At 65.7% G+C, this 13,257-nt stretch carries 11 protein-coding genes; 9 read left to right on the plus strand and 2 right to left on the minus strand.

What is annotated here, in order from left to right; translation table 11 throughout:
• The first annotated feature begins 21 nt into the window (after positions 1 to 21).
• From ACLD0W_RS07410 to ACLD0W_RS07450, 9 genes are read left to right on the plus strand one after another with little or no spacing between them, the layout of a single operon-like run.
• Positions 22 to 1,686 (plus strand): DUF1302 family protein, encoded by a 1,665-nt coding sequence (locus ACLD0W_RS07410; RefSeq protein ID WP_410306857.1) that lies wholly within the window; start codon positions 22 to 24, stop codon positions 1,684 to 1,686.
• A gap of 10 nt (positions 1,687 to 1,696) precedes the next feature.
• Positions 1,697 to 2,959 (plus strand): DUF1329 domain-containing protein, encoded by a 1,263-nt coding sequence (locus tag ACLD0W_RS07415; protein WP_410306858.1) that lies wholly within the window; start codon positions 1,697 to 1,699, stop codon positions 2,957 to 2,959.
• 45 nt (positions 2,960 to 3,004) lie between these two features.
• Positions 3,005 to 5,077 (plus strand): hydantoinase/oxoprolinase family protein, encoded by a 2,073-nt coding sequence (locus tag ACLD0W_RS07420; RefSeq protein ID WP_410306859.1) that lies wholly within the window; start codon positions 3,005 to 3,007, stop codon positions 5,075 to 5,077.
• 3 nt (positions 5,078 to 5,080) lie between these two features.
• The gene (locus ACLD0W_RS07425; protein ID WP_410306860.1) at positions 5,081 to 6,943 is read left to right on the plus strand and encodes a hydantoinase B/oxoprolinase family protein; all 1,863 of its coding nucleotides are present in this window, start codon (positions 5,081 to 5,083) and stop codon (positions 6,941 to 6,943) included.
• 9 nt (positions 6,944 to 6,952) lie between these two features.
• Entirely contained in the window at positions 6,953 to 7,543 is a 591-nt protein-coding gene (locus tag ACLD0W_RS07430) for an isochorismatase family protein (RefSeq protein ID WP_410306861.1), read from the plus strand.
• Positions 7,497 to 7,952 (plus strand): hypothetical protein, encoded by a 456-nt coding sequence (locus ACLD0W_RS07435; protein WP_410306862.1) that lies wholly within the window; start codon positions 7,497 to 7,499, stop codon positions 7,950 to 7,952. Before ACLD0W_RS07430 ends, ACLD0W_RS07435 begins: the two co-directional genes overlap by 47 nt.
• Positions 7,949 to 9,358 carry a 3-isopropylmalate dehydratase large subunit gene (gene leuC / locus ACLD0W_RS07440; RefSeq protein ID WP_410306863.1) on the plus strand — a complete coding sequence of 470 codons (1,410 nt, stop codon included), beginning with the start codon at positions 7,949 to 7,951 and terminating at the stop codon, positions 9,356 to 9,358. The genes ACLD0W_RS07435 and leuC overlap by 4 nt, the downstream gene beginning before the upstream one ends.
• Position 9,359: 1 nt before the next feature.
• Positions 9,360 to 9,992 (plus strand): 3-isopropylmalate dehydratase small subunit, encoded by a 633-nt coding sequence (gene leuD, locus ACLD0W_RS07445; protein ID WP_410306864.1) that lies wholly within the window; start codon positions 9,360 to 9,362, stop codon positions 9,990 to 9,992.
• 32 nt (positions 9,993 to 10,024) lie between these two features.
• Positions 10,025 to 11,899: a sigma 54-interacting transcriptional regulator gene (locus tag ACLD0W_RS07450; RefSeq protein WP_410306865.1), complete on the plus strand. Its 1,875-nt coding sequence runs from the start codon at positions 10,025 to 10,027 to the stop codon at positions 11,897 to 11,899.
• A gap of 83 nt (positions 11,900 to 11,982) precedes the next feature.
• Here ACLD0W_RS07450 and ACLD0W_RS07455 read toward each other — a convergent pair whose 3' ends face one another.
• Both ACLD0W_RS07455 and ACLD0W_RS07460 read right to left on the minus strand, forming a co-directional pair.
• The gene (locus tag ACLD0W_RS07455) at positions 11,983 to 12,372 is read right to left on the minus strand and encodes a nuclear transport factor 2 family protein (RefSeq protein ID WP_410306866.1); all 390 of its coding nucleotides are present in this window, start codon (positions 12,370 to 12,372) and stop codon (positions 11,983 to 11,985) included.
• A gap of 36 nt (positions 12,373 to 12,408) precedes the next feature.
• Positions 12,409 to 13,158 (minus strand): aspartate/glutamate racemase family protein, encoded by a 750-nt coding sequence (locus ACLD0W_RS07460; protein ID WP_410306867.1) that lies wholly within the window; start codon positions 13,156 to 13,158, stop codon positions 12,409 to 12,411.
• Between the last annotated feature and the right edge of the window lie 99 nt (positions 13,159 to 13,257).

A 13,257-nucleotide genomic window follows, 5' to 3' on the forward strand; every position in this document is an offset into this window, starting at 1 on the left:
TCACCAAACGGGGTAATTGCCATGATTGGATTAAACAAAAAAAACGTCACCAGGCCGGACCGGCGTCTGCCGGGCAGCGTGGCCCTGGCGGTCACGCTGGCGGCCACTTCCGCCGCCCGGGCCGACGACCAGAACTGGCTCACCAAGGACTGGGAAATCAGCGGCTACGCGCGCCAGTACCTGTCCTGGAACCTGGAAAACCCGACCCTGATCGGCCCCGGCCCCAACGGCCTGGATGGCGTCCAGGAAGGCGACTACCGGGGGGATCTGTCCATGGTGCGCACCGTGGGCAAGCTCAATATCTTCCGTGACTTCGGCGCGGTGCGTTTCAAAACCACCGGCCGGGTGTCCCGGGAAGCGTCCACCAGCTACCTGGACGATGTGCAGGACGTGGCCGATGCCTGGGCACGTACCGGCGGCGTGTCGGCATCCTCCGTGGACCTGATCGACGACAGCTATAACGACGAGGAGCTGCGTGAGTTCTGGCTGCAAGGCGATCTCACCGACAGCCTTAACCTGAAGATCGGCCGCCAGCAGGTGGTCTGGGGCGAGACCGACTTCTTCCAGCTGATGGACGTGATTCACGGTTACGATTTCCGCTGGCGCTCGTTTCTGGAGCCGGAAAACGAAGAGCTGCGCAAGCCGCTCAATATGGTCAACCTGACCCAGCGTTTCGATGACGCCGGCGGCAGCCTGCAGCTGATCTACATTCCCGGTCGCCTTAACGATGAGGAAGACCGGGGTAACAGCTATGACGTGGAAGGCGGGCGCTGGGCCAACCAGCCCAACCGGGGCGTGCCGTTCGCCACCGCGCCGTTCGGCGCCAACGTGCGCTACAACTACCACCATCCGGACGCGGACATGGACGACGACTCCTACGGTCTGCGCTGGAATGGCCTGGCCGGTGACTGGGGTTACTCCCTGGCCTGGTTCCACGGCCCCAATCCGAACCCGGTGGCCAACCCCAACCCGGCCACCAACAACACCGCGCCGGAGCTGTTCCTGGGCGCCTACGAAGGCACCTATGAGGGCGGCCCCGCCGAGGCCGGCGAGTTCATCTACCCGTACATCGACGTGTTCGGGGTCTCCGCCAACAACTACTTCCCGTCCCTGGACGTGGTGTTCAGCACCGAGCTGGCCTACATCCCCGAGGCGCCCTACAACGCCGGCATCCAGAGCAACAGCCAGGGCCGGGGTTGCGGCTTCTTCCCGGGTTTCTGCGGCATCGAGGAGAAGAACCTGTTCCGCTCCATGTTCCGCATCGACAAGCAGGTGGATCTGACCGGCGTGCTCGGCACCAGCCGTCCCTCGTTCCTGTCGGTGCAGGTGTTCAACAACTGGATCGCCGATTTCGACAAGAGCGAACAACTGGTCAACACCGCCGGCTTCAGCGGTGACACCAAGGAATTCAGCAGCATCGTCACCGCCATCCTCGCCGCCAACTACGCCAACGACCAGATCAACCCGAGCCTGGCGCTGGGCAGCGATCTGACCTACGGCGGCGGCTTCGTGATTCCGTCCGTGGAGTTCGTCTACGGCGACCACATCCGCGTTCGCCTGGAGGCCGACATCTTCTTCGACCGCGAAGAGCAGGACCGGCCCCTGCAGGACTTCAACGACACCAATCTGTTCGGCTATTTCGCTGGCAACGACCAGTTCGTGGCCCGGCTCACCTATCAGTTCTGAGGAGATCATCATGACAATAACCAAGTATCTTTCCGCCGCCGTGCTGTCGTTGTCCGCGCTCGCCGCGGCCCCGCTCAGCGCCGCCGAGCTGTCCGCCGGCGACCGGCTTGATGCCGGCAACCTGGACGGACGTCTGCAGGACACCTTCGAGGGTCACAGCATCGACAGCCTGCTCACCGACGTGCAGAAGCGGCTGATTCGTGAGCAGGGGCTGGTGATCACTCTCAAGAACTCCGAGCCGGTGAAGCTGGGCAAGGACTATCTGGCCGCCACCGAGAAGTATTCCGGTGGCGTCTCCTACGACGCGGACACCCGGTTGATGAAGGGCTGGAAGGCCGGCATGCCGTTCCCCAACGTCACCGAGGACACGCCCCACGCCGCCGAAAAGCTGGTGTGGAACCACCATGTGGCCCAGCCCACCAAGAACTTCCAGGACTACCCGCAGTTCGCCTACCTGTTCGTGGACGACAAACGGGGCCTGGAGCGGCGCCAGGAATGGGTGTTCAAGCGCTTCTACACCAACGGCCGTCTGGGCGAGGACAGCACCGAGATCGGTGACGGCAACACCCTGTTCAAGCAGCTGCTGTACGCCACCTACCCGAACGACATCCGTGGTCTCGGTCTGTTCACGGTGCGTTACGACGGCCCGCAGCTGGACGACAGCTGGGCCTATCTGAAATCCGTGCGCCGCACCCGGCGGCTGTCCGGCGGCACCTGGATGGATCCCATCGGCGGCACCGACCAGCTCAACGACGACATCGAGATCTTCAACGCCCATCCCACCTGGTATCCGGAATACAAACTGCTCGGCAAGCGTACCGTGCTGGCGGTGGCGCACAGCTCCGTGAAGGCCTGGGACCAGAGCGCCAAGGGCAACGCCGAGTTCCCGGTGGTGGACCTGGACCAGCCGCCGTACTGGAATCCCCTCGACAAGTGGGAACCCCGTGAGGTATGGGTAATCGAGGCCATCGCGCCGCCGGAGCATCCGTACAGTAAAAAAATCATGTACATGGACACCCAGTTCCCGCGCTTCTACATGGCCGACGTCTACGACAAGAAGGGGGAGTTCTGGAAGTGGTTCAACTACCACCTCAAGACCATCCAGACCGAGGACGGTGATACCGGCATCGTGTCCTCCGCCGGCTTCACCATCGACTACCAGCGCCGCCACGCCACCATTTTCATCCTCAGTCCCGATGCACGGCTGAATACCCCCGGCGTCGATCCGGGCGATATCAGCCTGCGCGAACTGGAACAGGCGGCGGTGCGCTGAGGCCGGTCGACAAAGCCTCTTAAGAATAAGTAACGGAGACGAAGAATGAGTTATCGATTGGGTGTTGATGTGGGTGGCACCTTCACCGACCTGCTGTTGATCAACGACGACACCGGCGCCACCTACACCGCCAAGGTGCCGTCCACGCCGAGCGACTCGTCGATCGGCGTGCTCAACGGCATCGACAAGATCTGCCGTACCTCCGGCGTGGACCCCCGTGACATCGACAAGGTGATGCACGGCACCACGGTGGCCACCAACGCCATCCTGACCCGGCGCGGTGCCCGGGTCGGCCTGGTCACCACCCGTGGCTACAAGCAGGTGCTGCATATCGCCCGGTCCTATGTGCCGGGCGGCATCGGCGGCTGGGTAATCTTCAACAAGCAGCCGGTGCTGGCGGCCCTGGAGGACACCATCGAGGCCGATGAGCGCATCGGCGCCGACGGGGGCGTGGTCACGCCGCTGGATGAGGCACGCCTGCGCGACGATCTGAAGGCGCTCAAGGAAGACGGCATCGAAGCGTTGACCGTGTGCCTGATCAACGCCTACGCCAACGGTGAGCACGAGGAACGTATCGCCGCCATCGCCCGGGAGGTGATGCCGGAGATTCCGGTATCGATCTCCTCCCGGGTGGTGCCGGAGATGCAGGAGTACGAACGCACCGAGACCACGGTGGTGAACAGCTACGTGCGGCCGGAAGTGTCCCGCTACCTGGACAACCTGGCCCGCGAGCTTGAGAACCGGCTGGCCGACGATGTATCGCTCTCCATCCTGCGTTCCGACGGTGGTCTGTCCGCCAGTGACCTGGCCGGCGATACCCCGGTGAACCTGCTGCTGTCCGGCCCCGCCGGCGGCGTGGCCGGGGCCATCTGGTTCTGTTCCCGGGGTGGCTACGACAAGGTGCTGACCTTCGACGTGGGCGGCACCTCCACGGACGTGGCGCTGATCGAGAACAACAGCGCCCGCCTGCGCCGCGAAACCCGGGTCGGTGACGTGGCGGTGCGCGCGCCCTCCGTGGACGTGCGCACCGTGGGCGCCGGCGGCGGCTCCATCGCCTTCGTGCCGGAACTGACCAAAGCCCTGCGGGTGGGCCCGGACAGCGCCGGCGCCGATCCCGGCCCGGCGGCCTATAACAAGGGCGGCGAGCTGCCCACGGTGACCGACGCCAACGTGGTGCTCGGCTACTTGCCCGCCGACCAGAAACTGGGCGGCGACATGGTGATCCGCCGGGATCTGGCGGAGAAGGCCATGGCGCGCATCGCCGAGCCCATGGGCCTGTCGCTCAAGGAAGCCGCTGAGGGCGTGGTGCGCATCGCCAACGAGCACATGTTCGGGGCGCTGCGGCTGATCTCCGTGGAACAGGGCTACGACCCCCGCGACTTCGCCCTGTGCGGGTTCGGCGGTGCCGGGCCCCTGCACGCCAATGCCCTGGGCATGCTGATGAACGCCTGGCCGGTGATCGTGCCGCCGTCGCCGGGGGTGCTGTGCGCCTATGGCGACGCCACCACCCGGGTCAAGGACGAAGCGTCCCGTTCCCTGGTGAAGGGGTTCTCGCAACTTTCCCTTGAGGAAGTCACGCGCATTCTCGAACAGCTCACCGAGCAGGTCACCGCGTCGCTGTCCCACCAGGGCATCGCCGGCGACGACCAGACCATCACCTGGCAGGCGGACGTGCGCTACCAGGGCCAGGCCCTGCTGCTCACCCAGGACCTGGACCGCGAAGCGCTGGCGGAACGGGGCCTGGCGCTGATCGGCGATACCTTCGACGGCGAGCACGAGCAGCTGTTCAACTTCGCCCTGGACGAGGAGCACGAACTGGTCAACCTGCGCGCCATCGCCCGGGCGCCGCGCCCCAATATCGCCGAGCGTGACTATGGCGGCGACGCGGTGGCGCTGGAGGACGCGGTGGTCGGCGAAAGCCAGATCTATTTCCAGGGCGCCGATCATGACGCGGTGCTCTATGACCGGGCGCGGCTGTGGCCGGGCCATGCCCTGGCGGGCCCCGCCATCGTCATGGAGATGGACTCCACCACCGTGATCTTCCCCGGTTACGGCGCGCGCGTGGACGGGGTCGGCAACCTGCTGATCGAACCGGCCGATAACAACGAGAAGGAGTGAACCATGGCTGCCACTTTGATACAGACCAACAACCAGCCGTTCCAACGTCAGGACGTGGACACGGTAACCCTGGACATCATCGAAAACGCCATGGCCAACGCCCGCAACGAAATGGACGCGGTGCTGTTCCGCACCGCCATGTCGCCGGGCATCCGCGAACAGGGCGACGCCTTTCCGATGATCGCCAACCAGGACGGCAAGATGGTGGTGGGCCAGTTCGGCTCCTTCATCTACGGCTTCATGCAGTCCTACCAGGGCACGGTGGAAGAGGGTGATGTGTTCCTCACCAACGACCCCTACATGTGCGACGGCGCCGTCAGTCACCTGCCGGACTGGCTGGTGATGGTGCCGATCTTCAAGGACGGTCGCCTGATCAACTGGGCCGCGATGTTCGGTCATATGTCCGACGTGGGCGGCAAGGTGCCCGGCAGTCTGCCCACCGACGCCAGGAGCATCTACGAGGAAGGCATCCGCATTCCGCCGCTGAAGATTTACCGCAACGGCGAGCTGAACAGCGACGTGCTGGATCTGATCCTGCATAACGTGCGCATGCCGAGCTGGAACCGCTCCGACTTCAACGCCATCGTCGCCGCCTGCCGCACCGCCGGCCGCCGCTGCCTGGATCTGGCCGAGCGCTTCGGCGACGACTGTTACGTCAGTGCTCTGCAGATGATGCTGGACCGCAACTACACGGCGATGCGCGAAATCATCCGCAAGGTGGTGCCGGAAACCCGCCAGTCCTTCGAGGACTACATCTGCGACGACGGCGCCGGCATCGGCCCCTACACCATCCGCTGCACGCTGTGGCGGGAAGGGGACAAGGCGATCTTCGACTTCGAGGGCACCGATCCCCAGGCACCGTCCTCGGTGAACTTCTACCTCAACGAGGAGATGTTCAAGATGTTCTTCGGCGCCTACACCATCAACCTGTTCGACCCGTCCATCCTGTTCAACGACGGCTTCTACGATCTGGTGGAAGTGCGCATTCCACAGGGCTCCATCCTCAAACCGGACTTCCCGGCGGCGCTGTCCTGCCGCACCCACTTGCTGGGTCGCATCTTCGACGTGATGGGCGGCCTGCTTGGCCAGGGCACGCCGGAGGCGATGAGCGGCGCCGGCTTCTCCGACTCGCCGCACTTCATGTACTCCGGCTATGACGAAAAGGGCGAATGGTTCCAGCTGTTCCAGATCGGTTTCGGCGGCATCCCCGGCCGGCCCCTGGGCGACGGTCCGGACGGCCACAGCCTGTGGCCGGGCTTCACCAACGTGCCCAACGAGTTCGTGGAAGCCTACTTCCCGCTGCGCATCGAGACCTATGAATCCATCGCCGACTCCGGCGGCGCCGGCCAGCATCGCGGCGGCAACGGCATTCGCGTGGGCTACCGGCTGCTGGCGGACGGCGAGGTGTCGATCCACGACGACCGCTGGCTCACCTACCCCTGGGGGGTCAACGGCGGCTTGCCCGGCCAGCGCAGCCGCAAGGAGCTGATCCGCGCCAACGGCGAGCGCCAGGTGCTGCCCTCCAAGTGCGACAACATCAAGGTGGCCAAGGGCGACCTGGTGATCTTCGACACCTGGGGCGGTGGCGGCTGGGGCGACCCCCTGGAACGGGACCCGGCGGCGGTGGGCACCGATGTGCTCAAGGGGCTGGTGACCCAGGGCGGGGCGCGCCGCTACGGCGTGGTCTGCGATGCCAGGGGCCGGGTCGACCAGGCCGCCACCAAGGCCCTGCGCCAGGAGATGGCGGAGCAGCGCGGCCCCATCGACGAGGTGTTCAACCGGGGCGGCACCCTGGAGGAGATCAAGGCGCGCTGCCTGGAGGAAACCGGCCTGCCGGCGCCGCGCACACCGGTCTGGGAAAACTGAGGGGGCGCCATGAGTCTGCAATCACGGCGTCTGGCCGCCGCCCGTCGTTACGCGCTGGTGCTGGTGGATCTGAGTCTGGGGTTCACCGACCCCGGGCTCAGCCCCCTGGCCAGCGAGGCCGGCCCGGTGCTGGACGCCAACGCCCGGCTGCTGGCGGCGTTCCGGGAACGGTCGCTGCCGGTGTTCTTCACCACGGTGGCTTATGAGCGGGACGATCAGGCGCGGGTATTCCGCGAGAAACTGCCGGCCCTGGAGGTGCTCCAGGCCGGCTCGGGGCTGGAGCGCATCGACCCGCGGGTGGCGCCCCGGGACGACGAGCCGGTGCTGGTGAAGCACTGGGCCAGCGGCTTCTTCGCCACTGACCTGGCGGCGCGGTTGCGCGCCGCCGGCGCCGACGGCGTGGTGGTCACCGGGCTCACCACCAGCGGCTGCGTGCGCGCCACCGCGCTGGACGCGCTGCAACACGATCTGCGCACCGTGGTGCCCCGGGAAGCGGTGGGCGACCGGGACCCGGACGCCCACCAGGCCAACCTGAAGGACTTGGGGATCAAGTATGCGGACGTGCTTTCCGTGGACGAGACCCTGGCGCTGCTGGGCTAGCCTGACGGGTCTGCTGCTGCTGGGCGGCTGCCAGCTGGCGCCGGCCAACGGCGGCGACGGCCTGCCGGCGGAACTGGCCGCGCGTCTGGCCGCCGAGCCCGCCGCCTGCGGGGCCTACCGGGACGACTACGTACGCGCCTTTCACCGCCACGTGGCGGCCCTGAGCCGCCACGACGACGCCGCCCGCGAGCGGGCCGGCGAGGCCCTGCGACGGCTGCGCCGTGATCTGGCCGAACAGGGCCTGGACGCGGACACCTGCAGCCGACCGCGCTGCATTATCGAGCCGCTTCAGGGCGGCAAGCTGGATAGCTGGTGCGGGTTCCGCCTGGCGGACCGGGACGGCCCCAATCTCTATCGCTGGGTCACCTGGCCGCCGTCCGGCGGCGCCCCCACCGAGGAATCGCCATGACGCAACACACCCTGTACGACAAGCTCTGGGACCGCCACGTGGTGGACGTGCTGCCCGGTGGCGAGTCGTTGCTGTACATCGACCGGCACCTGATCCACGAGGTGTCCTCGCCCCAGGCGTTCGCCGCCCTGCGCGAAAAACAACGCCCGGTGTGGCGCGCGGACGCCAATCTGGCGGTGCCGGACCACGCCGTGCCCACCCGCAACCGGGACCTGGGCGTGGCCGGCATTCGCGACGGGCTGGCGCGCCAGCAGGTGCGCCGGCTGCAGGACAACTGTCGGCAAACGCGCATTCCGCTCATCGACCTTACCGATCAGCGCCAGGGCATCGTCCATGTGATCGGCCCGGAGCAGGGGCTCACCCTGCCGGGCATGACCCTGGTGTGCGGCGACTCGCACACCTCCACCCACGGCGCCCTGGCGACCCTGGCCATGGGCATCGGCACCAGCGAGGTGGAGCACGTGCTGGCCACCCAGACGCTGCGGGCGCGCAAGCTGAAAACCCTGCGCGTGCGTTTCCACGGCGAGCTGGACGAGGGCGTCACCGCCAAGGACATGGTGCTGGCGATGATCGGCCGGCTCGGCACCGCCGGCGCCACCGGGTTCGCCATCGAGTACGCCGGCCCCACCGTGGCCGGCCTGTCCGTGGAAGCGCGCATGACCCTGTGCAATATGAGCATCGAGGCCGGCGCCCGGGCCGGCCTGATCGGCTACGACGCCACCACCGAGGACTATGTGCGCGGCCGTCCCGGCGCCCCCGACGGCGCCGACTGGGAGGCGGCGGTGGCGCACTGGCGCGGCCTGGTCAGCGACCCGGACGCCCGTTTCGACCGGGACGAGGTGTTCGACGCCGGTGCGCTGGCGCCCCAGGTGACCTGGGGCACCTCGCCGGAAATGGTGGCGCCGGTTACCGGCCAGGTGCCGGTGCCGGACGACCTGCCGCCCGGCCGGCGGGACGATCTGCAGCGGGCCCTGGCCTATATGGGATTGACGGCGGGGCAGCCCTTGGAAGGGCTGCCCATCGACCGGGTCTTTATCGGCTCGTGCACCAATGCGCGCATCGAGGATCTGCGCCAGGTGGCCAGTCTGGTGCGCGGCCACCGGCTGTCGCCGCGCATCAAGCAGGCGATCATCGTGCCCGGTTCCGGGCTGGTGCGCCTGCAGGCGGAGCGCGAAGGGCTGGCGGATATCTTCGAGTGCGCCGGCTTCGAATGGCGCGCCGCCGGCTGCTCCATGTGCCTGGGCATGAACGACGACCGGCTGGCCCCCGGCGAGCGCTGCGCCTCCACCTCCAACCGCAATTTCGAAGGGCGCCAGGGCAAGGGCGGGCGCACCCATCTGATGAGTCCGGTGATGGCGGCGGCGGCCGCCCTGGCCGGCGTGATCACCGACGTGCGGGGGCTTTGAGATGCAGGCTTTCACGCAGCACAGCGGCATCGTGATTCCACTGGATCGACGCAACGTGGACACCGACGCGATTCTGCCCAAGCAGTATCTGAAGAAGATCGACAAGGAAGGGTTCGGCGTTCATTTGTTCGACGACGAACGCTATCTGGACGCCGGCGACGTGGACACGCCGCCGTCCTCGCGCCGGCCGAACCCGGCGTTCGTGTTGAATCAGTCGCCCTACGACCGGGGCAGCGTGTTGCTGGCGCAGGCCAACTTCGGCTGCGGCTCCAGCCGTGAACATGCGGTCTGGGCACTGCGGGACTTCGGCATCCGGGCGGTGATCGCCCCGTCCCTGGGTGAGATATTTCATGGGAATTGCTTTAATAACGGTGTGCTGCCGGTCATTCTCAGTCAGCGGGACGTGGACGAATTGTTCCGCCTATGCCGGCAGGCCCCGGAACAGCCGCTCACCGTCGACCTGACCGGGGAGCGGCTGCGGTGGGGCGAGCGGGAATGGCCGCTGAGGGTAGATCCCGCGCGGCGGGACGCCTTGCTGGCGGGGCTGGACGATATCGGCATCACCCTCGAAAGAGCGGAAAAAATACAACAATATGAAAGCCGACGCCGTCGCGAAGAACCCTGGTTGTTCTAAATGGCGGGACGTTTGGTGGGCTGGAGGAGACTATGGAGTTCGAGAACGCCGAACTGTCGCGGGCCCGGATCTGCCTGATTGGCAATTCCAAACTCAGCAAAATGGTGCATTCGCTGATCCCGGAGTTCCAGGCGGCGGCGGACATTTCCATTATCGACAATATTTTCAGCGATGCCCTGCTGTCCGCCCGCCATCTGGTGGAGCAGGGCAACGTGGACATCTTCGTCAGCGCCGGCGCCAACGCCTATTACCTGAAGAACACCCTGCCGGTGCCGGTGGTGGCCCTGAAAATCCGGCAGAGCGACCTGATCAGCGCGGTGCTCAAGGCCCGCGCCATTTCCCACAAGATTCTGATTCTGCTGCACGAGGACCAGGCGGTGGAGTGGGAGTTGCTCTCCCATCTGCCCGGCGTGGAGATCGTGCAGAAGAGCTACGTCACCGCCGACGACGCCAACAACATCTTCCACAGCCTGCGCCAGCAGGGCTTCGGCGCGGTGGTGGGCTCCAGCTACATTTGCGACCTGGCGGAACAGGCCGGCATCCCCTATGTGATGATCTATTCGCGGGCCTCCTGCCGCCTGTTGTTGCGGCGGGCGATCAATCTGGCCGGCGAGTACAAGCGCGAACGCCAGCAGCAGGCGTTCGCCGATTTTCTGCTCGCCAACACCGGCACCGCCACCCTGGTGACCAACCGGGAGGAGCGGGTGATCGCCTTCAACGATCAGGCCCGGGAACTGCTCGCCAATCTGTATCGCGGCCGCCGTATCGACAAGCTGTTGGACAAGCGCTTTCTGGATACCGACGACACCGTGGCCGAGGGCATTCTGCTCAACGATCGTCTGTGCCGGGTCGGCAAGCGCGCCTTCGACGTGGGCGAGGAGCGGGTGGGGCACGTCTATTCCATCAAGGCGGCACCGGTGTCGCGGGTGGAGGAGGGCCGTGACCCGGTGGAGCTGGTATTCCGCTCGCGGCGCATGCACGAGGCCACCCGGCTGCTGAGTGTGTACGGCGCCACGCCCGGTTCCGTATTGCTGCGTGGCGAAACCGGCAGCGGCAAGGAACTGGCCGCCCGCGAGGTGCACCGCGCCAGCGTCAACCGGGACGGGCCCTTCGTGGCGATCAACTGCGCCGCCATTCCCAGCGAGCTGTTCGAGGCGGAGCTGTTCGGCTACGCCGACGGCGCCTTTACCCACGCTCGCAGCGGTGGCAAATCCGGGCTGCTGGAAGCGGCCAACAACGGCACCTTTTTCATGGACGAGATCAACTCCCTGCCCATGCCCCAGCAGGCCAAACTGCTGCGGGTGCTGCAGGACCGGGAAGTGCGCCCGGTGGGGTCGCGTAAATCGGTGGCGCTCAACGTCAAGTTCGTGGCCGCCTGCAACCATGATCTGATGGAGGAGGTACGCGGCGGCCGCTTCCGGGAAGACCTTTACTACCGGCTCAACGTGTTCACCGTGCAGTTGCCGTCGCTGCGGGAACGGCCGGAAGACATCGAGCCGTTGACCCGCTACTTCATTCGCCGCCTGTCCGCGCGCTATCAGATGGATATCGAGGAAGACGCCCTGTGCGAGGCGCTGCTGCCGGTGTTCCTGCACTACGGCTGGCCAGGCAATGTGCGCCAGCTGGAGAACCTGCTGGAACGTCTGATGGTGTCATCGTCCATGTACGACAACCTGAACGAGTTCGCCGCCGCCATCCCTCATCTGGCTCCGGAGTTGTTCGACGGCGGCCCCGGGGGCGGCACCGACCAGGGGCACCTGCGGCAGAAGGAGCAGGAAGAGATTCTGCGCGTGCTCGAACAGTTCAACGGCAACCGCAGTCAGGCGGCGGAGTACCTGGGCATCAGCCAGACCACCCTGTGGCGGCGGCTCAAGGAACTGGAGAAGCGAAAGCAGCAAGGCGGATAACCGCCGTCGTTAAAAAAAGCGGCGCCGGGGAGGCGCCGTGATGGAAAGACATCTAAGTGGAGTTGCCTGCCTGAGCGGACCGCCTAGCGGAGCACGTTGTCGCCGCTCATGAACACGAACACGCGGGAGAACTTGCCGTCTTCCAGGTACCAGAAGTTGCAATTGGACAGGCGCACCTCGGTACCGTCGGCGGTTTTCAGATAAACGTTGAAGCGTGCGGACACACTCTGGCTTTCCTCGTCCGCGGTGCATTCGAAATCGCCGTGCCACACTTCCTCGAAGCCGCTGAAGAGATTCTCAAACATGGCGCGAATGCCGGCCTTGCCCTCATGCACGATGGGATCGGTGGGGATGGTGAACACCGCATCGTCGTGGAAGTTGGCGAGTACGGCGTCCATGTCCTTCTTGTCCACGTTGGCGAAGTAGCTCTGCGTGGCCATATCAATCAGTTGTTGTCGGTTGAGTTTTTTCATTATCGACTCCTTCGGTCGGTGGCATGATGGGTGGGCTCAGCGGCCCACCAGGGCATGAAACAGCTCGTAGCGCGGGACTTCCGGCGCCGGGTAGGCTTTCTTGCTGTGCGAGAGGCCCAGCTCCAGCAGCATCTGGCAGGTCTTGAAGCTCACCTGGCCGGGGTTCAGCACCGGCACCGACAGCCGCTCCGCCAGAAAGCCGTGGGACTGATGCATGGTGGTGGAGCCGAGAATGATGACGTCGGCGCCGTCCTCCCGGATCAGCGCCTCGGCGGCTTCCAGCAGCTTGCCGAACACCACTTCCTCCTTGCCGGCGAGCAGCTCTTCCAGGTCCGGGCGCGTTTTGATGGAACGCATGCCCGCCAGTCTGTCCCAAAGGTGGTAGTCGGTCAGGGTCTTCTCATAAAGGGGGAACCATTCGTCCCACATGGTGACGATGCCGAACCGCTTGCCCAGGTTGCAGGCCAGGTAGAAGCTGGATGCCCCCGGCGCGATCACCGGAATGGTCAGGCAGGAGCGCAGTGCATTGAGCGCCGAATCGCTGACCGTATCGATACAGATGGCGTGGTAGCCCTCCTCCTCGGCACGCAGGCCGGCCTCGGTGACGCTGACGTCCATCAGCAGGGTGTCGTGGTAGCTGTCGCCCAGGGCCGCGCCGGCTTTCACCGATTCGAACACCACCTGGTAATCCGCCGGCAGAAAGCCGGGGGTCAGCTGGGCGGCGCGGGCGTCGATGCCGGCCTGGTCCATGGGAATCGGGATGATGACTTTGATTCTTTTATTCATAGGTCCTCCGTCGTCATTGGCACCAATAAAGGCAAGATACGGGCCAACAGGAGGAATGGATTTTCTCTTTCAAAATCAATGTTTTGGGGGATTCCGTGC

It is taken from the genome of Alloalcanivorax sp. C16-1, from assembly GCF_046507805.1.
Lineage (GTDB): Bacteria > Pseudomonadota > Gammaproteobacteria > Pseudomonadales > Alcanivoracaceae > Alloalcanivorax.

Coding starts and splice junctions, on each gene's coding strand:
- ACLD0W_RS07450 (WP_410306865.1), top strand. CDS start 10,025: ATGGAGTTCGAGAACGCCGAACTGTCGCGGGCCCGGATCTGCCTGATT.
- ACLD0W_RS07455 (WP_410306866.1), bottom strand. CDS start 12,372: ATGAAAAAACTCAACCGACAACAACTGATTGATATGGCCACGCAGAGC.
- ACLD0W_RS07425 (WP_410306860.1), top strand. CDS start 5,081: ATGGCTGCCACTTTGATACAGACCAACAACCAGCCGTTCCAACGTCAG.
- ACLD0W_RS07410 (WP_410306857.1), top strand. CDS start 22: ATGATTGGATTAAACAAAAAAAACGTCACCAGGCCGGACCGGCGTCTG.
- ACLD0W_RS07435 (WP_410306862.1), top strand. CDS start 7,497: ATGCGGACGTGCTTTCCGTGGACGAGACCCTGGCGCTGCTGGGCTAGC.
- ACLD0W_RS07460 (WP_410306867.1), bottom strand. CDS start 13,158: ATGAATAAAAGAATCAAAGTCATCATCCCGATTCCCATGGACCAGGCC.
- leuD (WP_410306864.1), top strand. CDS start 9,360: ATGCAGGCTTTCACGCAGCACAGCGGCATCGTGATTCCACTGGATCGA.
- leuC (WP_410306863.1), top strand. CDS start 7,949: ATGACGCAACACACCCTGTACGACAAGCTCTGGGACCGCCACGTGGTG.
- ACLD0W_RS07420 (WP_410306859.1), top strand. CDS start 3,005: ATGAGTTATCGATTGGGTGTTGATGTGGGTGGCACCTTCACCGACCTG.
- ACLD0W_RS07430 (WP_410306861.1), top strand. CDS start 6,953: ATGAGTCTGCAATCACGGCGTCTGGCCGCCGCCCGTCGTTACGCGCTG.
- ACLD0W_RS07415 (WP_410306858.1), top strand. CDS start 1,697: ATGACAATAACCAAGTATCTTTCCGCCGCCGTGCTGTCGTTGTCCGCG.